Here is a 20,124-nt window from a genome sequence, read left to right as displayed (position 1 = left end):
GCCGCCGTCGTGCGTTTGCCGCCTTTAAGGGTGGGCGCCTTAGCGCGAGTCCTTCTTGGCTTGGCGTTGGGCGCCTTGGGACCGGCTGGAGGCGTCGCGCTTCACGCCGCCCGTGGTCTTTTGGTGGGACCGTGCCCGGCCCGAACCTGCACCGGATTTGGCCCCTGAACCAGAGGAAGCAGGCCCTGCGGACTTTCCGGCGCTGGCGCGTTCCAGCCGTTCATCCTTCAGGGCTTCGGCTGCTTCGTGGGCCAGCCGGGCCAGTTCCGTGCTCACGATCGAGAGTGCTTCCTCGAACACGAACGCCCGGGCCCGCGCTTTGTCGGATTTGTTGGACGCGGCTCCGCGTCCGCCTGCCTCCAGGACCTCGTCAGCGGCCTTGCGCCGATAGTTGGTGGTGTATTTGTTGCGGGCCCGCCGAACCCGTTTGTGCAGTTTCAGCAGGCCTTCCTCATCGAGGAGCTCAAGCCTGGCTGGCTCCAATTCGCGAATCAAGTCAAGTTGATCTTGCTTCAACACCCACAGATATTGGTCCATTTGCCGATACTTCCATACCTCCCTGACGAGGGGTAGGGGTTGTCGAGTTCTCATTCGATGTGGGGGATGGCTGGTTCATTCGAAAAGTTCCGGAGCCGTCGTGAGCGCGCCACCCCGGCAGCGTCCCGGCCACCGCCAAACCCTGGATGAGCACCACCAGCGGGGTCAGGGCATCGCGTCCGAAGGGGAAACGGCGTGTGGGTCCCGCGGCCGATGCCGACGACGCCTTCAAGGAGATCGCGGTGAGGACCAGCCCAATACCCATATAGGCGCCGTCAAAGACGATGATCCTGGTCCCGCTGAGCACGCCGAGGATGAGTGCCCCTGCCGCCGAAGCAGCGGAGACCCACAGCGATGCCTGCAGCGCATGCCTTTCGGCTCCGACGTCTCCGGCCGGCATCAGTCGTTCCCGGACAGCTTGCCGGTTCTGATATCCGACGCGGGTTCCGTCACGGTGCGGCTCTTCCGCCGGAAACGGTGTGGTCCTCCTGCCTCTCCTGTTGCCCGCCCTCGGAGGGGTTCCGGAGCCAGGCAATCGCATCCGTTTCCGAGGTGAAGAAACGCGTGGGGCATGGCGGCTCTTGAACGGCCAGCTGGTAATCGGCGAGCATGCGGTCCACGGGATTGTTCCCCAAGAGGGCAATCCTCGAGGCAGCGCAGGGTTCAACAAAGACGTCGCGGGCTGCGCGGCTGAGGTGCGCAGTCTCGGCCATGGTCACCAGGAGGGGATACCTGCTGCCCGCGGCGAGGTCATTCACCGCCTCGACGGCGGCCCGCGCGTTGGCAGCTTCGATGCGGACCCCGGATTTCCACGCCAAAAACATGACATCGTCCGATTCAAATCCAATGGTGTAATCGCAGGTGTCCTGCTGAGCCATGGAGGTGTCTCCCTTTCTGTGCCTTGCCCGTCGCGCCACGATCTGAATCAACCCTGCACCCGCAGGCAATTACACCGTCTCATCCGAAAAGAGTGATCTTTGGGTGCACGGCTGGCTGGTCCGTTTCGGTCCGGCAGGCCAGGCATCATCAGTTCAGCCAGCCGCTGGAGAGTCCGCGTTCGCGGATTCCTCTGCAGCTGTCTGCGCGTAGGAGGCCGAGACCCGCCGGTAGACCGGGGTCAGGAAGGCAAGCAGTGCCACGGCAATCATGATGAGGCCGGCCACCAGGAACACCAAGGCAATGCCGCGGGAAATGCCTTCGCCCAGCAGGGGTTCCAGTTGTGCTGCCCCCTCGGACGAACGGGCGTAGGGAATGATCCAGAATTGGGCGATCGGGGCAATGAGGAAGGCGGTGATGGGTGCGGCCGCCGACTCGAAGGCCATGGCGAAGCCAAACACCCTTCCTTGGCGGGGCAGCGGAACCACCTTCTGGATGACGGTCTGCTCGGCTGCTTCCACCACGGGAACCAACGCCATGTACAGCCAGATCCCCACGATGTAGAGCCAGGCCCATTCCCGCAGCGTAAACACGGCACCGATGAGGCCCATCACCGCCACTGCGGTGAGCATGGTCCGCAAAGGGTTGGGTCCGAGGCCGAACTTGCCGATCAGCGCGCCGCCCACCACAAAACCGGTGGCTCCTATGGCGAAGACGGTTCCCCACATCTCCACGGAGAACATTTCCAGGCCGTAGGGGTCCATCAGAGCCATGTAAACGCCGCCGATGAAGTTGTTGAACGTGGAGAAAAGAATCAGTGCGAACAGACCGGAGATTGCCATGACGGCGGCCCAGGATCCTCGCAGGTCGAATCCGCCTTCGGCGTCGGAGGCGGCTGCCCGTACTTCCTCCGGCAGGCGCAGCGTCAGCAGGTGTCCGAAGGCCAACGCCGTGAGCACCAGGGCCACAACCACGGTCCATCCCATGCCAAGCAGTCCCACGGACAATCCGGACAGCACCGAGGTCACAATGAACATGAGCCCCTGCACCATACCCACCAGCCCGTTGGCGTTGGCCCGGCGGTCAGGCTCTATCAGGATGGTGACCGTGGTGGACAACGCGATGTTGCGCATGTTCTCCACCACCGCACCGATCAGGATGATCATGGTGAAGATCCAGAACCAGGGCTGCGTCAGGTCAAGCAGCGCTTCCTCCGGTGTCAGCAAGAACATCACCCCGGACAGCACGAACATCACCAGGGTGAACGCGGCGGCAAACCGCATTACGGCCAATTTCCTGTATCGGTCCACGAAGGTGCCGAAGCTGATGCTGGAGAGGGCAATCAACAGCATGTAGGCGCCGCCGATCACCCCCGTGGCAATCACGTTGCGGGTCTCCAGGTACACCCAAAAGGTCAGCGCGAACCAGAGATAGCTGGTGGTGATGTTGGCCATGGCTGTATTGACCAGGATCCCGGTAAAGGTGCGGGATCTTTGTGCCGGGGTTCGCAGGGAGAGATCGATATTGTCAGTAGACGCGGCGGTGGCCGGTTCCTGCTCGGTCATGCGTTCCAGTAAACCACCGGGTCCAACCGCCCGGTAGTATCGGCAGGGAATTCACGAGACTCTTGGGGGATTGTTTTTATGACGGAAATTCAGGGGCAACTGTCCTTCACGAAGGACGCCGGCAGGGACTTGGAACTTCAGGAATATGGGCTTGATCCCGCCATGGATTCGACCCTCCTGCCCAATGCCGCCGTCATGAGTGCCCTGCAGAACCTCGTGAGGCTGGCCACGGAGCTGTGCGGTGCACCGTTTGGCGTGGTCAACATCATCAGTGCCGAGTACCAGCACCAGATAGGTGCCTGGGGCGTGGACCCGGGGGTCTGCTCCCGCGAAGACTCCATGTGCGCCAAGGTCTTCCTCTCCCGCGAGAGGACGGTGGTAGCGGACGCGTCCAAGGATCCGCGCTTCGCGGACAATCCGTTTGTCACTGGGGAAATCGGCAAAGTCCGCTTCTATGCCTCTGTTCCCCTGCAAACAGAGTCCGGGTTCGTCCCGGGAACCCTGTGTGTTTTCTCCGATAAAACCCAGGAGCTGCGCCCCGAACAGGTCAGCATGCTGGAGGTCCTGGCCAAGCAAGTGGTGGAGTTGCTCGAGCTGCAGCACCGCACCGTCCAGCTGGACCGCACCTACACCGAGCTGAGGGACAGCAACGCCAAACTCGCTGGATTCGCGGGCCGCGTCAGCCACGATCTCCGCATCCCGTTGACCACCATCCTCGGCTACGTGGAACTCGTGGAGGACGATCCCGACGTGGAACCACAGAGCACCGCTGCAAAGTACCTGGACCGGATCGGTGCCAGCGGCCGGCGGATGCTCGGGATGCTGGAAGATGTGCTGAGCTACTCCCGCGTGGGCGGTGGCATCCAGCCCGCCCACGTCTCCCTGCGCGAGGTCACCGAGGAAGTTGCCCGGGACCTTGGCATTGAGAACGATGGCATCGTGGACGTCCAGGAGCTCAGGCTCCACGCGGACCGCGGCCAGCTCCGCACCCTGCTGCAGAACCTCCTGTCCAACGCCATGAACTACCGCAGCCCGGATCGTGACCTCCGGATCCGGATTACCGGCGTTTCCAACTACCACGGGGCCACCATCTACGTTGCGGACAACGGCAAGGGCATCGCCCCCGAGGACCGCGCCAAGGTCCTGGAACCCCTGGTGCGCCTGCGGAGGCAGGGCGATGGTCCCGGTTCCGGTCTGGGCCTGGCCACCTGCAGCAGCATCGCCAAAGCCCACGGCGGCGACCTCACCCTTGCGGAAACCCCGGGCGGCGGAACCACCGTGGCAGTGAGCTTTCCCTCCGGAAGTTGACGCACGACGGCGGCAGGTCGCCGTCGTGCGTTGGTCGCCAGCGCGTGGACTACTTGCCGTTGACCTTGCCGTTCTCGGATTTCTTGTCGTTCTTGCCCTCGCTCTTCTGGCCTGCGAGGTCCTTGCCCGTGAGGGGCGCCTGTTCAACGGCGGGCTGGTCGGCAGGCGCTGGAACCTGCTCCGGGCGGGTTGCCTCCGGGAGGTCCACCACCTCCGCCTGAACGGCCTCGCCTGGCACAGTGCCTGCCGGCACTGTCTGTGCAGGGACCGGATCAGCGAGCACCGGATCCACGGGCGCGGCCGGGCCGGCAGGGCTGCTGGGCTGCGGCTCGGCCTGCGATACGCTGGGATCAGCGGGTTGTGACGGATCGGCCGTGTTGTTGCCGGACGGGTTGATGCCTTGCGAGAAAATCAGCAGCGCAAGCGGGATGGTCACGGCTGCTGCCGCGACACCCCTGACCGTCCTGGGCCGACGCCTGCCGAAGTCGAGGATGCTGGTGACCGTCGCCTGCTTCCGGGTCGACGAACGCAGCGGGCGCTTCGGAAGCACCGGACGCTTCGGAAGCACCGTCGTCGGCAGCAACGCAGTCCTGCGGCCGGACTGGATGCCCTCTTCGGCCAGTGACTGTTCCACATGGTGGGCGCTGGGACGCTTGTCGGGATCCATGTTTGTCATGGCTTCCAGGAGCTCCCTCAGCGGGCCGGGCAATTCCACGGGGACCTGTGGCGCGCGATGCAGGCGCGCTGATGCCGTCTCAATGGGCGTCCCCGGGTATTCTGCCTTGCCGGTGAGGCATTCAAGGAGCACCAGGCCCAGCGAGTAGATGTCGCTCGCCGGGGTCAGATGCAAACCTTGGGCTTGTTCTGGACTCAGATACTGTGCCGTGCCCACGGTGAATCCGGTGGCAGTCAGACGGTTGTCGTTCATCACCAGCGCTACGCCGAAGTCCGCCAACTTCACCGACTCCCCCAGCCCGTCGTCGTCGGATACCAGGATGTTGGCCGGCTTGATGTCACGGTGGATGACGCCCTGCGCGTGCACCTGGGACAGCGCCCCGGCCAGCCGGATCCCTATGCGCGCGGTCTCAGGAACGGTGAGAGGTCCATCCGACAGCACGGCCCGCAAGTCCCGGCCTTCAGCCAGTTCCATGACCAGATATGCGCGCTCTTCGTCGTTCCGGGTGTCCACTCCGGCATCGAATGCGGCCACGAGCCCTGGGTGGTCAAAAGCGGCGAGGAGCCGCATCTCGTTTTCCTGGCGGGCCCGGAATGACTCGTCGCCTGAGCCGGGCAGGAAGATCTTGATGGCCACCTCGCGGCCCAGCAGCAGATCCGTCGCACGGTAGACAGCCGACATGGCGCCCCGGCCAAGGACGGGCCCCAGCTGGTAGCGGCCGTCAAGTGTGTCGTCGATGGAATCAGGGACGGGGGAGTCCACAGCCTCGTCAATGGTGCCCACGAATGTCACGTCCTTCAGGCATACCTGGAGCCACGGACCCAACCGCTGTCCTTGCGTCACCAAGCAATGCCGTCAATCAAACTTTCACGATGGCCGCGCGGCCGAGCTGCTTCAGCCACGTGCGGCCCAGGCAAGGAGCCCGAACAGCATCATCCGGTTTCACCAGATAAGTCATCAGGATACTGATTAAGGAGCGGGAAGGACAATGCGGAGTGCAGCGTTACGGCGGAAATCACGCCTCGCGCAACTGATCAACCGCCGCCCGCAACGCACCCGCGGGCACACCCAGGGACCATTCGGCAACGTCGGCGACGAACCGCGTGAACGCTTCATAGTCGAAGGATCCGGGGTTGTTGACGTAGGAGCCGACGCCGTCGATTGCCACCCAGATCCGGATGCACGCCGCGAATGGGTCTCCCACGGCAAAGTCACCGGACGTCACGCCTTCCTGGATGAGGGCTGTGAGCCGGGTCCGGTCCAGGTGTTCCTGCGCCAGCATGGCGTCCGCCAACGCGGGCGTGAAGCGGCAGAGGTGCCTGGCATTGAGCCACAGCCGGGTGAGCTCCAAGGCGCCGCCACCCTCGATGCGGGAAATCAGGTGCGCCATCCGCGCGAGGGGCGTTCCGCCGTCGGGAAACAGCTCTTCCCGCTCTTCCGATACCGCCAGGACAAAGGCTGCGACCACCAGATCCTCAGCGGCCGGGTAGTAGTGGCTGATCAGGCCGGGCCGCACACCCAATCGGTCCGCGACGGCGCGGAGGGTGATCCGCTCGAGCCCCTCACCCAGGGCAATGGACGCGGCCTCGGCGAGGATTTCGGCACGGCGCTCGCCAGGTAACTTTCGAACGCGTTGGGTTGTGGGGCTTGACACCATGCTCCCCAGTCTATTGGATTAGTGACCAATAGCACGTTGGTCGCATGACCAATAGCATCAATGGCCCGGTATCCCATCGTCGTGATCCGGTCCTTGCCCGAGAGGAACAGCGTTGTCCCAGCCCCATGTCACCGATCCGGTCAGTTACCCGGAACCCCTTGCCCATCCCGAAACCCGCGGCATCGAACTCATCGACGCCTCCGAACGGCACGGCCGCGCCCGCGATCTCTTCCCCGTATGGGCGGCCCCCAACGTCAGCGTCCTGAATTTCACCGTGGGTGCCTCACTGATCCTGCTTGGCCTGGAACTGTGGCAGGCCCTCCTGGTCATCGTTGCCGGCAGCCTCCCATGGATCCTCACCGGGATCGTGGCCACCAGCGGCCCGGCCGCCGGAACATCCGGCTCGGTCATCACCCGCGCCATCTACGGAATCCGCGGCAACAGGGTGCTCGTCGCCTTCTTCGGCTGGTTCATTTCCGCCGTCTTCCTGGCCCTGAACTGGCTCGCATCCTCCTTCATGGGCGCTGAACTCCTGGCACAGCTTGGCTTCACGGATCCCGTGGCCGTGCCGGTAATCGTCACCATCGTCGTGGCTGCGATTACCGTCGTAGTGGCGGTCTTCGGCCACAGCCTCATCCTCCGCAGCTACCCCGTAGTGGCCTCCGTGCTGCTGGCCATCTTCCTGCTGGTCACTGCGTTCGTCCTGCCCCACGTGCAGTGGGGATATGCGGCTCCGGCACCCTTGGAAGGAGCACCGCTGTGGTCTGCGGTGACCATCGGCATCGCCATCCTGGCCTCCACTCCCCTGTCCTACACCAACAGTCCGGACCTGGCCCGCTACCTCCCGGAGACCACCAAGCGCTCTCACATCATCGCGGCCACGGCCTTCGGCGGTGCGTTGCCCTGCATCTTCTTCACGGCCGTGGGCGCACTGCTGGCAACCGGCATCAGCTCAGCAGCCATGGACCTCGGCATTGAGTCGGCACTCCTGGCCTTGCTCCCTGCCTGGTTGGGGCCGATCTTCGTGGTGGGGGTCATCATCAACACGATCTCGCTCAACGGCATGACCACCTACACCGCCAGCATGGCGTTCCAGTCCATCGGCGTCCCGATCCGGCGCATCCCGTCGGCCATTGTGGTCGGGGCGATCGGCGCGGCACTGACCATCTACCTCGTCATGTCCACCAGCCTCCTGGACGCCGTCAACCTGATGCTGCAACTGCTGGTCCTGATCTCCGGGCCCACCATGACCATCTTCGCCATGGACGTCATCCTTCGCCGCAACCGCTACAAGGGCGAAGACCTCTTCAACGAGAAACCGGGCGGCCCGTTCTGGTACAGCCGCGGCTGGCACATCCCCGGCTTGCTCGCGGTGGTCCTCGGCGCCGCCGTGGCCTCACTCTTCCTCACCAACGCCGTATGGACCGGACCAATCTCGGCAGCCATGGGCTTCCTGGATCTCTCCGTACCCGTTTCCATGATCGTCACTGCCGGCGTGTACATCGCATTGACCCCCTCCCTGCGCCGCAGCACCACCACCACACCATCCGTCACCCAAGGAGCGCACGCATGACCGCCCCCACCGGCCACCACCCTTCCCGCTATCCCGGCGCCACCGGCCAGCCAACGCTGGACACGTGGCAGGAAGGACCGCACAACCGTTGGACGTTCGCGCACCTTGGCGAGATAGTCCCGACGGCGGCAGTTTCCCGCCGCCTCCCGGACGCCTCCGCTGCGGCTGCTGACAGCTTGGACGGGCTGGGGCTGCCGAGCCTGAAGCACCGGCTCGAAGAGACCTATACCGATGCCTTCCTGGTCCTGCACCGCAACCAGGTCATCGGAGAGTATTACCGCCCCGGCTTCGCGCCGGATGACCTGCACCTGGTGATGAGCGTTTCCAAGTCCATGTGCGGGCTGGTGGTGGGAGCCTTGATCGATTCGGGAGAGATCGTCCCGTCCGCCCGCGTAGTGGACTACGTTCCGGAGCTCGCCGGCTCTGCCTACGACGGTCCCACCATCCAGCACGTGTTGGATATGGCCATCCACCTCAACTACAGCGAAGACTATGTGGATCCAGCCTCCGAGGTTCAGACCCACGACCGCTCCGCAGGGTGGCGCACCCGCCGCCCCGGAGACCCCCAGGACACCTACGCGTTCCTGACCACGCTCACCGGCAACGGCACCGTGTCCGAATTCCAGTACTGCTCCGCCAACACCGATGTCCTTGCCTGGATCATCGAGCGCGTCACAGGGCTGCGCTACTCCGAGGCCCTGTCCACGTATCTGTGGTCCAAACTCGACGCCGACCGGGATGCCACCATCACCGTGGATCCCGCCGGGTTCGGCTTCGCCAACGGTGGGGTCTCCTGCACCGCCCGGGACCTCGCCCGGGTGGGGCAGTTAATGCTCGACGACGGCGAAGGTCCCCTTGGCAGGGTGGTTTCCCCGGAGTGGGTGGGGAACATCCTCAACGGAGGGGACCGCGAAGCCATGGCGGACTCCTCTTTCACCGCCATCCACCCGCGCGGCTCCTACACCCGTCAGTGGTGGTGCACGGGCAACGAGCGCGGCAACGTGACCGGCATCGGCATTTACGGTCAGTACCTCTGGATCGACCCCGCCACCGATACCGTGATGGTGAAACTGTCCACCTGGCCGGAGCCGGAAAGCGAACACCTTCACCAACTCCAAAACCAGTTGTTGCTGGACGTCAGCCGCTCCCTGGACAGCCGGATTGCGGCAGAAGCAGCCGCCGCACAAGAAGCAGCAGACCAAGCAGCACCCGAAAGCAAGGACAACGCAGCGTGACCACCCAGCTCTACACCAACGCCCGCATCTTCACCTCCGATACACGCCGCTGGGCCGAGGCCATCCTCGTCCAGGGCGAACGCGTCCTGTACGTCGGCGACGCCGAAACCGCCGAACGGCTCCAGCCCGACGCCGAACGGATTGACCTCGGAGGCCGCCTGGTGGTCCCCGGGTTCGTGGACGGCCACGCGCACGTCGTCGGTACCGGAGAAGCCCTCGGCCAAGTGAGTCTGTGGGGAGCCAAGTCCGTGGAGGAGATCCAGCAACGCATCAAGGCAAGGGCCGACGAACACCCGGATGCTGACCGGATCCTGGCCACCGGATGGCTGCACGGTGCCATTCCGGGCGGAGTGCCGGATGCCGCGATGCTGGACGCCGTAGTTCCCGACCAGCCCGTGTACGCCTTCGCCTACGACTTCCACTCCGTGTGGGTGAACACCGCGGCGCTGGCCGAACTCGGCATAGACCACCACACTGAGAACCCGCACGGCGGCACCATCAAGCGCGATTCCCGGGGGCACGCCACCGGCTACATCGACGAGAACGCCTTCTATGACATCGTGCTCCCCTACCTCGATGCCCAGGTCAGCAACAACGAACACGAGGCCAGCATCGCCGCAGTCCAGCAGGCCTACCGCGAAACAGGCGTGACCACCGCCTGCGACATGGGCTTCAACGAGACCGACCTTGAGGCCTTTAAGCGTGCCGACAAAGACGGCACCCTGACCAGCCGGCTCATCGCCTACTGGAGGGTAAACAACGCTGGATCGGCCGAGGAAAACATCGCCCAGGTCCGGCGGGCGGCCGCGCTCGCGGTCGAGCATGAATCTCCTTTCCTGCGCGTGGTGGGCATCAAAGTGATCATCGACGGCACCATCGATGGCTGCACCGCCACCCTCGGGATGCCGTACGCCGATGGTTCGAATGCGGAGCCGATCTGGAGCCTTGCGGAGCTCGCGCCAGTGGTCGCCGCGGCCGATGCTGCCGGTTTGAAAGTCGCCATGCACGCGATCGGCGACGAATCGGTACGGATCGCCATCGGCGCCGTGGAACACGCCGTGGCGGAGAACGGCCCCCGCGAACGCCGTCACCGCATTGAGCACCTGGAGCTGGTGGACAGGGCCGACGTCGATCGCCTCGCCGCGCTGGGTATTACCGCGAGCATGCAGCCGGTCCACGCCGATCCTGCCATCAGCGAGAACTGGTGCACCAAGCTGGGCGATGACCGCGTGGAACGCGGCTTCCCGTGGCCTTGGATCACGGCTGCCGGAGCCCGCCTGGCTTTTGGCACGGACTCGCCCACCTCCCCGCACGCACCATTGCCCAACATGTACGTGGCCACCACGCGGGCTTCGGCCTTGGATGCCGCGGCCGGAACCAATGTCCCGGAATTCGCCCTGCCAATGGCCGAATCGATCGAGCACGCCACCCGTGATTCGGCCTGGACGTGCGGGGCAGAGAACGACATCGGCCGTCTGGCTGCGGGGTTGTACGCGGACTTCGTGGTCCTGGATACTGACGTCTTCGCCATGACGAACCCGCGCGCGCTTTTGGACGCAAAGGTCCTGCGGACAGTGGTGGGCGGGCGCACGGTCTACGCAATGGGCCAGGCTATGGAGGGATAGACCGCGCCGGGCGGCACTGACCGCAACGCAGCGTCCGACGGCGACCTGCCGCCGTCGTGCGCTTCCTTGCCTGACGTACGGAACTGCGGTCCCGCAGGTACGCAGGGCACAATGGAAGGCATGACCCTCACAACTTTCGCCCTCGTCCGCCATGGCCAGACCGATTGGAACGCGGAGCGCCGGTTGCAAGGGTCCACCGATATTCCGCTTAACGACGTCGGCCGCGGCCAGGCGCGCGAAGCCGTTGCTTTCCTGTCGGACCAGCCATGGGATGCCGTGGTGTCCTCGCCGCTGGGCCGCGCCGCCGAAACTGCGGAGATCATCGCCGAGGGGCTTGGCTTGAAGGTTGCACGGCTGGTTCCTGAGCTCACGGAGCGAAGCTTTGGACCGGCCGAAGGGCTGCAGGCCGGCCCGGAACTGGATGCCCTGCGCATCCCGGGCGGATTCCGCGGCGGCGAAAGCGACGAAGCCGCCGCCGATCGGGGCATCGCAGCGTTGGAATCGCTGGCTGAAGAATTCGCCGGCAAGCGCGTCCTGGTGGTCGCGCACGGCACGTTGATACGGCTGACCCTCAGCCGTGCGATCGGACGTACCCTGGACAGCGTCCAGAACGCGGTGCTGAACCTGGCCCACCACCACGTCACCGATGGCTGGCAGTTGGAGTACTTCAACGGCGAGCGCGTCACGGCCGACGTCGAGGCCTGATTTCGCGGCTCGCCCCAAGCGCCTTCCCCAAGCGCCTTCCCCAAGCGCCTTGCTCGAAGCGCCTTGCTCGAAGGAAAGGCGGCCGCCGGTTTCGGCGACCGCCTTTCAACCTGCCGACGGATGAACCCTCGGCGGTGGGCAGCTTAGTAGTTGTAGCCGAAGCTGCCGATGTACATCCGCTGGTACTTGTTCCAGTGGCACGGAGTAACCGCAGTTACCGATCCCCCATAAGCCTGAATCGCTGCTCGGAGTTCTGCTGAACACGCAGCGTTGGTGGCCCTGACCACTTGGTAGGTGTTGAAATCAGCGTGGGCCGGCGCGGCCATCACCAGCGCCCCTGCGCTGAGGGAAATTCCCGCCACCGCTGTTGCCAGGACCGTTTTGAGCTTTTTCATCGTTACCCCCTGTTGGATTACCTTGAACCTCCCACATTAGGGGCGCCTTCGATGCGACGGGAATGGGCAGAGGTCCCCGTCCCGCCGCTCAGTGCGGCTTCCAGCAGGCGGTCGAAGCTGGACATTCCGTTCCGGGGAGGGGCTGCCGTGATCACGGCTCTCCACTTCCCAGGAGCGTCTTCTTCACGGGCCAGGACCCGCTGAACCTGCAGCCGCAGCCCTGGCACTCCGCTAACCGCGATTGGCCACGGCTCTCCGCTCCTGATGAGCCGGTTCAATTGCTTCACTGACAGCCCGTGGCGGGAGCTGTGCGTCACCGCATCGATGGTGTCATTGATCCTCCTGACCACTCCCCGCATGAAGTTCCGCTGAGCTGCGATGACAGGAATCGTGAGAAGACCCGCGAAGACCACCGTGAAGAGGGCCAGGGCTCCGATGCTTCTGAACGCCGGCATGAGGACCATCAGAAGCAGCCCCAGGAGCACCCCCAGCACACTAAAGATCACGAACTTGATGACTGGCTCGTCGCCCGGTTTCCTTTCCCAATGAACCACTGTGACCGCGTCCTTGGGGGATGGCAGTGGCGCTGAATCTTTCATGGTCGGGGTCCCTTCACTTCCATGAGCGCTTCGGCCAGGACGACCGCTTCGCGGGCTTGCCTCAGATCGCTGAGCAATCCAGGGTCCGGGGTTATTGCAGCGGCACCGTTTGCACCGGCAAGTTCATAGAGGGCGCTCTTCAGCTTGCGCCGGTCTTGCGACACTGCACGGGACGCCGCCAGTTTCGCCCTGCCGGCCTCCAGCTCAGCCAACGCCTTGTGGATGGCGTCGCGGTGGTCTTGCAGCAGGTGCAACTTTTCGGTGATGCGCGCTGTCTGTGCGTGGTGGAGTCCCACCATTTTCACGGCTGTATCGTGGAGCTCGCTCAGAGCGGCATAGGTCTCCGGTTCGCCGGCGCAGCGGTCAAGTTCCAGAGCGACCCTGGCCCGGCGTTGCTCCCATTTCAAGGAAGCACCCTGGTACTTCTCCACGAGCAACGAGACCGCACCGAGTGCCTGGATGACGGATCGGAGGCGGGTCTTGAGACGGACTGTGGCGTCGTCCACCCTCTCGATGAAGGCAGGGTAATTGTCCGGGGGCGAAAATTTTTCCTCTGGGTTCATGGGCCACCCGGCCACCCGATCCATGGTGCCGCGTCTTCCCGCAGGAAAGCCCGGTCCCGTCCACTGAAGGGGGAGCCCGGCAAGGAAAACGCTCCCCAAACGCCCATGTCATGAGGATAGAGGCTTCAGCCCGCCTGTCATAGGCCCTGCCGGCGTTGGTCCAGGCCTACGCCTGTGGCTGGTCGGAGCCCGTCTGCTTGGCGCCCAGCCGCGCCTTCAGCTGCTCAGCGTAATCCGCATAGGCGGCGGCGATCTCTTCGAGGTCCACCGTTTGGGGGAAGTCGATCACAGGCTGGTGCTCGGCCAGGTACGACGTGGTTTCTTCAACAACGAGTTGCTCGTCGAAATCGCCCAGGCCAGCCTCAGCAAGAAACTCCGGGTTGGTGTGGACCAGGGATTCCCCGGTTTGGCCCTCCGAGGCCCAACGCACCAGGTACTCGTTCTGATTAACCAGTTCAATATCGAATGACTTCTCCATGGCAGCAGCCTAACGCCGCACGTACCGTTCGCCGTTACGTGGCCGGTGCCGACCGGGCGCCCATGTGCTCCAGCAGCGCCCCGGCCGGCAGGCCCAGAAGGGCGGCCGCGAGGCTCCCCATCAGGTCCAGCACGTACTCGCTGCCGGCACTGCCTGCCAGCACATCCATCACCAGCCCGTCTTCCTGGGCAACCAGGGTCCGGGCGATCTTGGCCGGATCCAAAAGCGGAGAGAAATCGCCGGAGCGGGTTCCGGCGTCGATGATCTCGCGGTAGATGCGTTCCTGGGCGCTGGTGAGCTCGTCTTGGATGCGCCGCTGCTCGGGGTCACGGAGCATGTGGGGCCAGTATTCGTAGAGGATCCGGGAGACGTCGTCGTCCAGTCCGGCAGTAGTGCCCGCGCTCATGACGGCGGCGAGCCGCGCCGTCGGGCTCATGTCGGGGTCAACGGATTCGGCGAGTTTCTCAAGAAACCTGCCGGAGGAAGCCCGCACGGCAGCAGCGATGATCTCGGCGTGGCTGCCGAAGTAGTAGAGCACCGCGTTGGCGGCCATGCCGGCTTCGGCGGCGATGGCGCGCAGGGTGGCCCCTTCAGCGCCGTCGCGCGCAGCTACAGCCTGGGCAGCGGCCACTATTTCCTGACGCCGGGCTTCCTTCTTGTCTACCTTGGCCACTACTGCTCCCCCGTGAGCTCCTGAAGATTCCTGTTGACATTGACTCTAGACGGGTATTGAATGGCATTCAAATTTGAATGTGATTCAAATTACTGATTCAACGAGGAGTCTCCGTGTCATTTCCCCCACCCCCGCCCATGGCCACCCAGGAACCAATCCCCACGAACACAGCTTCCAAAGGCCTCAAAGCCGGGTCCATCGGCATCGGCCCCACGGTCGCCCTTGGCCTGGCCGCCGTCGCCCCGGCCTACAGCTTGGCTGTGACGCTGGGCTTCGTGGTTCTCGCCGTAGGAGAGAGCACCCCGGCTGCCTTCCTGCTGGGATTTGTGCCGATCCTTTTCACCGCCCTCGCCTTCCGGGACCTCAACCGGGAGATGCCCGACTGCGGTGGCGTTTTCGTCTGGATCACCCGCGTCTTCGGGCCTGCCGCCGGCTGGTTCCTCGGTGGCTGGGTACCCCAGATGGCCACCTTCATTGCGGGCGCCGCCGTGGCCCAAGTCGCCACCACCTACCTGCTCACCTTCTTTGGCTTAGCATCGATCGCCGCAGAGCCCCTTGCCGTGGCTGCCATCGCGTGCGGGCTGATCGTCCTGAGTGCATGGATCGCCTCGAGGGGAATCGAACTCTCCGCCTGGGTCCAGTACGCGCTGATTGGCCTCCAGTTGGTGGCACTCGGCGGATTCTGCGTCGCGGCCTTCACCGCCATGGCCACGGGCACCTCCCCCGGAACGGCAACAGGCGGAGCAGAGAAGCCAAGCCTGGAGTGGTTCAATCCCTTTGCCTCCGGCGACATGTCCGGCCTCGTGTCCGGCGTCATCCTGTGCCTGTTCATTTACTGGGGCTGGGATGCCTTGATAGCCGTGAACGAAGAGACCACCGACCGCAAGGGAACGCCCGGAAAGGCGGTTGTCATCACTACCGTCATCCTGCTGGTCTCCTACGTCGTGACAGCCACCGCCGCCGTCGGATTTGCAGGAACTGCAAGCATCACCGATCCCGAAACCGTCTCCGACGTCCTCTCGGTCCTCGGTCCGCAGGCGACAGGGGACGTGTTTGGCCAGGTCATCGTCCTTGCCGTGGGCCTGTCCGCGTTGGCAGCCCTGCTGACCGTAGCCGTGAGCACGCCCCGGACGTGGCTCAGCATGGGCAGCTATGGTGCGCTCCCCAAGGCGACCACAAAGATGCACCCCAGGCGGGGAACGCCCACCACCTCCATCGCTTGGTGGGCCGGCATCACCATGGCCATCACTTTGGGATTGACGGCCATCAGCGCCGACTTCATCGGCCTGGCCATCCTCTCGGTGGGGCTGATGATCGCCGCGTACTACGCGGCCACAGCTTTGGCCTCGGTGGTGTACTTCGCCCCGTTGATGCGCACCTCCCCCTCCGCCCTGATCATGAAAGGCATCCTCCCTGGCCTCGGAGCACTCCTGATGATCGGAGCGTTCGCGTACAGCGCCGTGGACATGCTGTCCCCTGAGTACGCGGGGCTGTCCTGGCTTGGCATCGGTTCAGTGTTCTGGATCGGGATCGGCGCGCTGTCCTTGGGCTTGATGGTCACCGCGATCCTGAGGACAAGGCCTCGCCGCTTCTTTTCCGGCCAATCCATCCCCCGCGGAAACGTCACTACCCGCAACCAACTTCCCTCCATTCTCAGCACCGAAAATCCCAGCAACGAAACCGAGGCATAAATGCGCATCCTGTCCATCGCAGCAATCCAGACCAACCCCGTCCCCCACGACCTCGAGGCCACGTGGGCCAGGTTCGAAGCACAGGCTGAGTCAGCCAAGAAGCTCGGTCCCGACGTGGACGTCATCGTGGTGCCTGAACTGCTGCTTTCCGCGCCAGGCGAGTTCCTGCTCCCGGATCCAGAGGGCGAAACCCGTTCCGCTGCGCCCATCCCCAGCCCGCTCACGGACCGCATTTCCGCATTGGCCCGGAGGCTGAATGTGTGGCTCGTGCCCGGCTCACTACTGGAAACGGAGGACGGAAACACCTATAACACCGCCATCGCAGTGTCCCCGCAGGGCGAAATCGTGGCACGCTACCGGAAGCTCTTCCCGTGGCGCCCGTTCGAGACCACCACGCCCGGCGATTCCTTCGTCACGTTCGATATCCCGGGCTGCGGACGCATCGGCCTCGCGATCTGCTTCGACGGCAGCTTCCCCGAAGTTGCACGGCAGTTGGCCTGGTTGGGTGCGGAGGTCATCATCCAGCCCACCCTGACCACCACCCGGGACCGGGCCATGGAAATCGTCATGTCCCAGGCCAACGCCTTCGCCAACCAGGTGTTCGTGGTGAACGTCAACGGAGCATCCCCGTCCGGCGTGGGCGAGAGCGTCATCGTGGACCCCGAGGGCACCATCATGCAGCACGCCCAAGGCGGCGAAGAGATTCTGTTCGCCGTGCTGGACCTGGACCGCGTCACGCAGCTCCGCCGCTACGGAACCCACGGCATCAACCGCCCCTGGGCCCAACTCCGGGACCAGGAAGGCCTGCTGTCCTTCCCGATGTTCGGCGGCGCCCATTTCCAGTCGCCGGCCTGGAGCGGGGATTCGCTGGGTGCGAGGCAGGGCAGCGGGACGGCCTGACCGCCTACCCAAGGCAAGCAGCGTTCGACGGCGGGCTGCGTTCCAAGGCAAGCAGCGTTCGACGGCGGGCTGCCGCCGTCGAACGTTGCTTCCCCATCCTAGAGAAGATCAGGTTACTTACTTCTATAATGGCGTTGTGATGGCATCACTGTGGTTCGGATTGATTGCCTCCAGCGCCTTGGTGATAGGCGCACTCATCGGCGTGCGTTTCGAGTTGCCGAAGCGGCTCCTTGCCATCCTGCTGTCCTTCGCGGCCGGTTCGCTCATTACCGCCCTGGCGTTCGAACTGTTCGAGGACGCCTACCAACAAGGCGGAATTGTGCGTGCGGCGGTGGGACTCCTTGCCGGCGCCATCGTGTTTACCGCGCTCAGCGCCTTCCTGGATCGCCTGGCCCAACCCGGCCGCACATCGAAATCCAAGCCCGCGGACGAAGTACAGGGCAGCCCGAAGCTGGACACCGACGCCGCCGCGTCAGACAGGGCAGCCACCTCCGCCTCTACACGCGGGGCCGCCGGCATGGCATTACTGGCCGCCGTGACCTTGGACGGCGTCCCGGAAAACGTGGCACTGGGCATCTCCTTGGAAGAAGGATCCGGCGGTCTGGCACTGCTGGCGGCCATCTTTGTGTCGAACTTCCCCGAAGCCTTGGTGGGGGCCTCGTCCATGCGCAGCCAGGGCCGCAAAGCCGGATCGGTCATGCTGCTCTGGAGTGTGTGCGCCGTGCTGCTGGTGGCAGCCGTGGTCCTCGGCGCCGGGCCCCTCTCCTCCGCCGAACCCGCCGCGATCTCCCTGCCGTTGGCGTTCGCCGCGGGTGCGGTGATCGCGTCGCTGGCGGACACCCTCATGCCCGAGGCCTACGAGCATGGTGGCCCGGCTGTGGCGCTGAGCACGGCAGCGGGCTTCGTCCTTTCGTTCACGCTCTCCCTCGTGTGAGGGGCGAGCGGTGAGCGGTGAGCGGCCAACGCAAGAAGCGCACGACGGCGGCAGCCCGGCGTCGTGCGCTTCCTGGTGACCTGCTTGTGCAGCGGCCGCTAAACCTCCGGGCGGCGCTCGACAACGGTTTCAGGGGCGGCGCGCCGCTCGACCACTGTTTCAGGGGCGGTGCGGCGCTCGACGACCGTCCGGCGGGTCCTGTTGGACATGGCGATGGAGATGATGAGGCCGATGACGCCGACCACCATCAGGATGTAGCCCACCAGCACCTGGTCCAGGAAGGGAATGAGTCCGGGGGCGAGCGCGAAGGCCAAAATAGCGCCAATGGCAATCAGGGCAATGGAAGAACCAATTCTCATAACGTGCTCCTCGTGTCCGTTCGGCGCGTGGTCAGGGATCGTCGGCCGAATCTATACAGTCAGCATACTTATGAACCACTTCTCCCACCAGCCATGCGTAGCCCTCCGGCGGGCCGTGCGTCAGTGGCCGTAGCGTGAAGCCACCCGGGCGATGGCATCCTCGGGAGTCGGCGGGGGCCCGAACACCTGCTCCTGGCGGGTAGTGTCCGCAACGTATTTTCCAGTCTCGAACCACGCCACCATGCTGGCCATGTCGCCTACCAGCGGAAGGACTTTCGAGGTCACCTTGCCGAGCCCGACGATGGCGCCGGCGGGAATGGACATCACCTTGATCTGCCTGCCGGCGCGCTGCCCGGCAATGTCGGCGGCGTCCTGGATGCTGACGGGGCGGCTCCAGCCAACATCAATGTGCTCCCCCTCAACAATGTCCGCGTCAACGGCCTCCGCGAGGTACCGTGCGACATCGCTGGCCAGGACAAAAGTGAGTCTGGCGTCCTTGGAGCCGAGCCATACAAAGCGGCCCTTGGCGAAGGGGTCGCCGCCCATCCCCACCGCCTGGTCAAAGAAGGCGCCCGGGCGGAGAGCCACAAAGGGAACGCCGAGCTCCCGGAATTTGTCCTCAGCCAGCTTCTTGTTCCAAAAATGCGGGATTTGCGGTGTTTGGTCGCTGGTGACGATGCTGATCAGCACGAAGCGGGGAACGCCGGCATACTTGGCAGCCACGGCCAGGTTGCTGTTCCCAAAGGTATCGATCGCCTGGGCGTTCTTGTCATTTCGCGTATAGCCGGCAGCCGTCGAGACAACCGCGGACACGCCCGTCATCGCCTCGATCAAGGAGGCGGTGTCCAACATGTCCCCGCGGACGATCTCAACTCCTTTGGCCTCGACCTTGGCGGCGTTGGACTTGGGCCTTAGCAACGCGCGGACCTTCTTGCCGCGCTTGAGCAGTTCATCCACCACTTGGCCGCCAAGGAATCCCGTGGCACCAATGACAAGGACAGGAAGGACTTCGGCCACGATTTCTCCTTTGGGTTGTGTTCCTAGGGTCAGTGGTAGCACGAGCATGGGACGGCGGCCAGCCCCGGCTTGCCCCTCCTCAGGTCCCGTGAATAAGGAGAGTGCACTGAAAGTGCAGTATGCTGCACTTATGGATGACAGCACCACCACCCTCTCCCTGGCCATCGGCGCCCGGGTCAAGCAGGAACGCCAAGCCCGCGGATGGACCCTGGACCACTTGGCCGAGGCCGCAGGAGTGAGCCGCCGGATGATCGTCAATGTGGAGCAAGGGGCAGCGAACCCCAGCATCGGAACACTGCTGCGGATCAGCGACGCCCTGGGAGTCGGGCTCCCCGCCTTGGTGGAGTCCCCGCGTCCCAAGCCCGTCAGGATCACCCGCAGCGGCGAAGGCGCAACACTGTGGAGCAGCGAACAGGGCGGCCAGGGCATCCTGGTGGCCGGGACCGAATCACCGGACGTCGTGGAACTCTGGGACTGGACACTGGGCCCCGGCGACAGCCACGGCAGCGAGGCCCACACCGCGGGCACCAAGGAACTCCTGCAGGTTCAAGCCGGCACGGTGACAGTCGACGCAGGGGAGCAGTCAGTCACCCTCGAGGCCGGCGATGCCATGACTTTCCCAGGCGACATTGCCCACTCCTACGCCAACCTCGGCACGGCGCCGGCCAGATTCATCCTTGCTGTTTTTGAGCCCGGCGTGGGATCCGGGCACGGGCAGCACACGGATTCCAGCGGCATGGGAATCACCCAGTGAGCAC

The 20,124-nt window shown here is 64.5% G+C and carries 22 protein-coding genes; 9 read left to right on the top strand and 13 right to left on the bottom strand.

Translation table 11 applies throughout. The features are described from left to right. Positions 1–39: 39 nt before the first annotated feature. The 4 genes from ACIQLI_RS18550 to ACIQLI_RS18535 all read right to left on the bottom strand — a co-directional run bounded on the left by ACIQLI_RS18550 (position 40) and on the right by ACIQLI_RS18535 (position 2,978). Positions 40–519 carry a hypothetical protein gene (locus ACIQLI_RS18550; RefSeq protein WP_400391019.1) on the bottom strand — a complete coding sequence of 160 codons (480 nt, stop codon included), beginning with the start codon at positions 517–519 and terminating at the stop codon, positions 40–42. Next, the gene (locus ACIQLI_RS18545; protein ID WP_400391016.1) at positions 497–937 is read right to left on the bottom strand and encodes a cation transporter; all 441 of its coding nucleotides are present in this window, start codon (positions 935–937) and stop codon (positions 497–499) included. Before ACIQLI_RS18545 ends, ACIQLI_RS18550 begins: the two co-directional genes overlap by 23 nt. A 49-nt stretch (positions 938–986) precedes the next feature. Further along, positions 987–1,415: an STAS/SEC14 domain-containing protein gene (locus ACIQLI_RS18540; protein ID WP_400391014.1), complete on the bottom strand. Its 429-nt coding sequence runs from the start codon at positions 1,413–1,415 to the stop codon at positions 987–989. Positions 1,416–1,568: 153 nt separating this feature from the next. Continuing rightward, the gene (locus ACIQLI_RS18535; RefSeq protein WP_400391011.1) at positions 1,569–2,978 is read right to left on the bottom strand and encodes an MFS transporter; all 1,410 of its coding nucleotides are present in this window, start codon (positions 2,976–2,978) and stop codon (positions 1,569–1,571) included. A 78-nt stretch (positions 2,979–3,056) separates the two neighbouring features. On the opposite strand from ACIQLI_RS18535, the gene ACIQLI_RS18530 reads away from it, so the two are divergent. Beyond that, on the top strand, positions 3,057–4,286 hold the full coding sequence (locus ACIQLI_RS18530; RefSeq protein WP_400391008.1) for an ATP-binding protein: 1,230 nt from the start codon (positions 3,057–3,059) through the stop codon (positions 4,284–4,286). Positions 4,287–4,335: 49 nt separating this feature from the next. On the opposite strand, the gene ACIQLI_RS18525 is transcribed toward ACIQLI_RS18530, so the two are convergent. Beyond that, positions 4,336–5,745, bottom strand: a complete 1,410-nt coding sequence (locus ACIQLI_RS18525; protein WP_400391005.1) for a protein kinase — start codon at positions 5,743–5,745, stop codon at positions 4,336–4,338. A gap of 232 nt (positions 5,746–5,977) precedes the next feature. Further along, positions 5,978–6,619 carry a TetR family transcriptional regulator gene (locus tag ACIQLI_RS18520; protein ID WP_354232593.1) on the bottom strand — a complete coding sequence of 214 codons (642 nt, stop codon included), beginning with the start codon at positions 6,617–6,619 and terminating at the stop codon, positions 5,978–5,980. 112 nt (positions 6,620–6,731) lie between these two features. Between ACIQLI_RS18520 and ACIQLI_RS18515 the strand changes: the two genes are divergently transcribed. The 4 genes from ACIQLI_RS18515 to ACIQLI_RS18500 all read left to right on the top strand — a co-directional run bounded on the left by ACIQLI_RS18515 (position 6,732) and on the right by ACIQLI_RS18500 (position 11,757). Then, positions 6,732–8,192 carry a purine-cytosine permease family protein gene (locus tag ACIQLI_RS18515; protein WP_400391002.1) on the top strand — a complete coding sequence of 487 codons (1,461 nt, stop codon included), beginning with the start codon at positions 6,732–6,734 and terminating at the stop codon, positions 8,190–8,192. Then, positions 8,189–9,427, top strand: coding sequence for a serine hydrolase domain-containing protein (locus tag ACIQLI_RS18510; protein ID WP_400390999.1), 1,239 nt, complete (start codon positions 8,189–8,191; stop codon positions 9,425–9,427). The genes ACIQLI_RS18515 and ACIQLI_RS18510 overlap by 4 nt, the downstream gene beginning before the upstream one ends. Further along, entirely contained in the window at positions 9,424–11,052 is a 1,629-nt protein-coding gene (locus ACIQLI_RS18505; protein WP_400390997.1) for an amidohydrolase, read from the top strand. The genes ACIQLI_RS18510 and ACIQLI_RS18505 overlap by 4 nt, the downstream gene beginning before the upstream one ends. A gap of 111 nt (positions 11,053–11,163) precedes the next feature. Further along, a complete protein-coding gene (locus ACIQLI_RS18500) occupies positions 11,164–11,757 on the top strand; it encodes a histidine phosphatase family protein (RefSeq protein WP_400390994.1) in 594 nt (197 codons plus the stop codon). 143 nt (positions 11,758–11,900) lie between these two features. Here the strand turns inward: ACIQLI_RS18500 and ACIQLI_RS18495 are convergent, their stop codons facing one another. From ACIQLI_RS18495 to ACIQLI_RS18475, 5 genes are all read right to left on the bottom strand, one after another. Continuing rightward, positions 11,901–12,152 (bottom strand): hypothetical protein, encoded by a 252-nt coding sequence (locus ACIQLI_RS18495; protein ID WP_354232598.1) that lies wholly within the window; start codon positions 12,150–12,152, stop codon positions 11,901–11,903. A gap of 17 nt (positions 12,153–12,169) precedes the next feature. Further along, a complete protein-coding gene (locus ACIQLI_RS18490) occupies positions 12,170–12,751 on the bottom strand; it encodes a hypothetical protein (RefSeq protein ID WP_400390991.1) in 582 nt (193 codons plus the stop codon). Then, positions 12,748–13,314, bottom strand: a complete 567-nt coding sequence (locus tag ACIQLI_RS18485; protein ID WP_400390988.1) for a hypothetical protein — start codon at positions 13,312–13,314, stop codon at positions 12,748–12,750. The genes ACIQLI_RS18490 and ACIQLI_RS18485 overlap by 4 nt, the downstream gene beginning before the upstream one ends. Before the next feature lie 166 nt (positions 13,315–13,480). After that, positions 13,481–13,792, bottom strand: a complete 312-nt coding sequence (locus ACIQLI_RS18480; protein ID WP_400390985.1) for a hypothetical protein — start codon at positions 13,790–13,792, stop codon at positions 13,481–13,483. Between the two features lie 34 nt (positions 13,793–13,826). Next, positions 13,827–14,465, bottom strand: a complete 639-nt coding sequence (locus ACIQLI_RS18475; protein WP_400390983.1) for a TetR family transcriptional regulator — start codon at positions 14,463–14,465, stop codon at positions 13,827–13,829. A 113-nt stretch (positions 14,466–14,578) separates the two neighbouring features. On the opposite strand from ACIQLI_RS18475, the gene ACIQLI_RS18470 reads away from it, so the two are divergent. The 3 genes from ACIQLI_RS18470 (at position 14,579) to ACIQLI_RS18460 (ending at position 17,990) form a co-directional block, all read left to right on the top strand. Next, on the top strand, positions 14,579–16,156 hold the full coding sequence (locus ACIQLI_RS18470) for an APC family permease (protein ID WP_400390981.1): 1,578 nt from the start codon (positions 14,579–14,581) through the stop codon (positions 16,154–16,156). Beyond that, entirely contained in the window at positions 16,157–17,056 is a 900-nt protein-coding gene (locus tag ACIQLI_RS18465) for a carbon-nitrogen hydrolase family protein (RefSeq protein ID WP_400390979.1), read from the top strand. Between the two features lie 136 nt (positions 17,057–17,192). Further along, the gene (locus ACIQLI_RS18460) at positions 17,193–17,990 is read left to right on the top strand and encodes a ZIP family metal transporter (protein ID WP_400390977.1); all 798 of its coding nucleotides are present in this window, start codon (positions 17,193–17,195) and stop codon (positions 17,988–17,990) included. Positions 17,991–18,088: 98 nt separating this feature from the next. On the opposite strand, the gene ACIQLI_RS18455 is transcribed toward ACIQLI_RS18460, so the two are convergent. Next, a complete protein-coding gene (locus ACIQLI_RS18455; protein ID WP_089596786.1) occupies positions 18,089–18,349 on the bottom strand; it encodes a DUF6458 family protein in 261 nt (86 codons plus the stop codon). A gap of 120 nt (positions 18,350–18,469) precedes the next feature. Next, on the bottom strand, positions 18,470–19,366 hold the full coding sequence (locus ACIQLI_RS18450) for an SDR family oxidoreductase (RefSeq protein ID WP_400390975.1): 897 nt from the start codon (positions 19,364–19,366) through the stop codon (positions 18,470–18,472). A 130-nt stretch (positions 19,367–19,496) separates the two neighbouring features. Between ACIQLI_RS18450 and ACIQLI_RS18445 the strand changes: the two genes are divergently transcribed. Next, positions 19,497–20,120 carry a helix-turn-helix domain-containing protein gene (locus ACIQLI_RS18445; RefSeq protein ID WP_400390973.1) on the top strand — a complete coding sequence of 208 codons (624 nt, stop codon included), beginning with the start codon at positions 19,497–19,499 and terminating at the stop codon, positions 20,118–20,120. Positions 20,121–20,124 lie beyond the last annotated feature (4 nt).

Origin of the sequence: Paenarthrobacter sp. NPDC091669 (assembly GCF_044756725.1) — a bacterium.
Classification (GTDB): Bacteria; Actinomycetota; Actinomycetes; order Actinomycetales; family Micrococcaceae; genus Arthrobacter; species Arthrobacter bambusae_C.
This window is presented reverse-complemented; position numbering and strand designations above follow the sequence as displayed.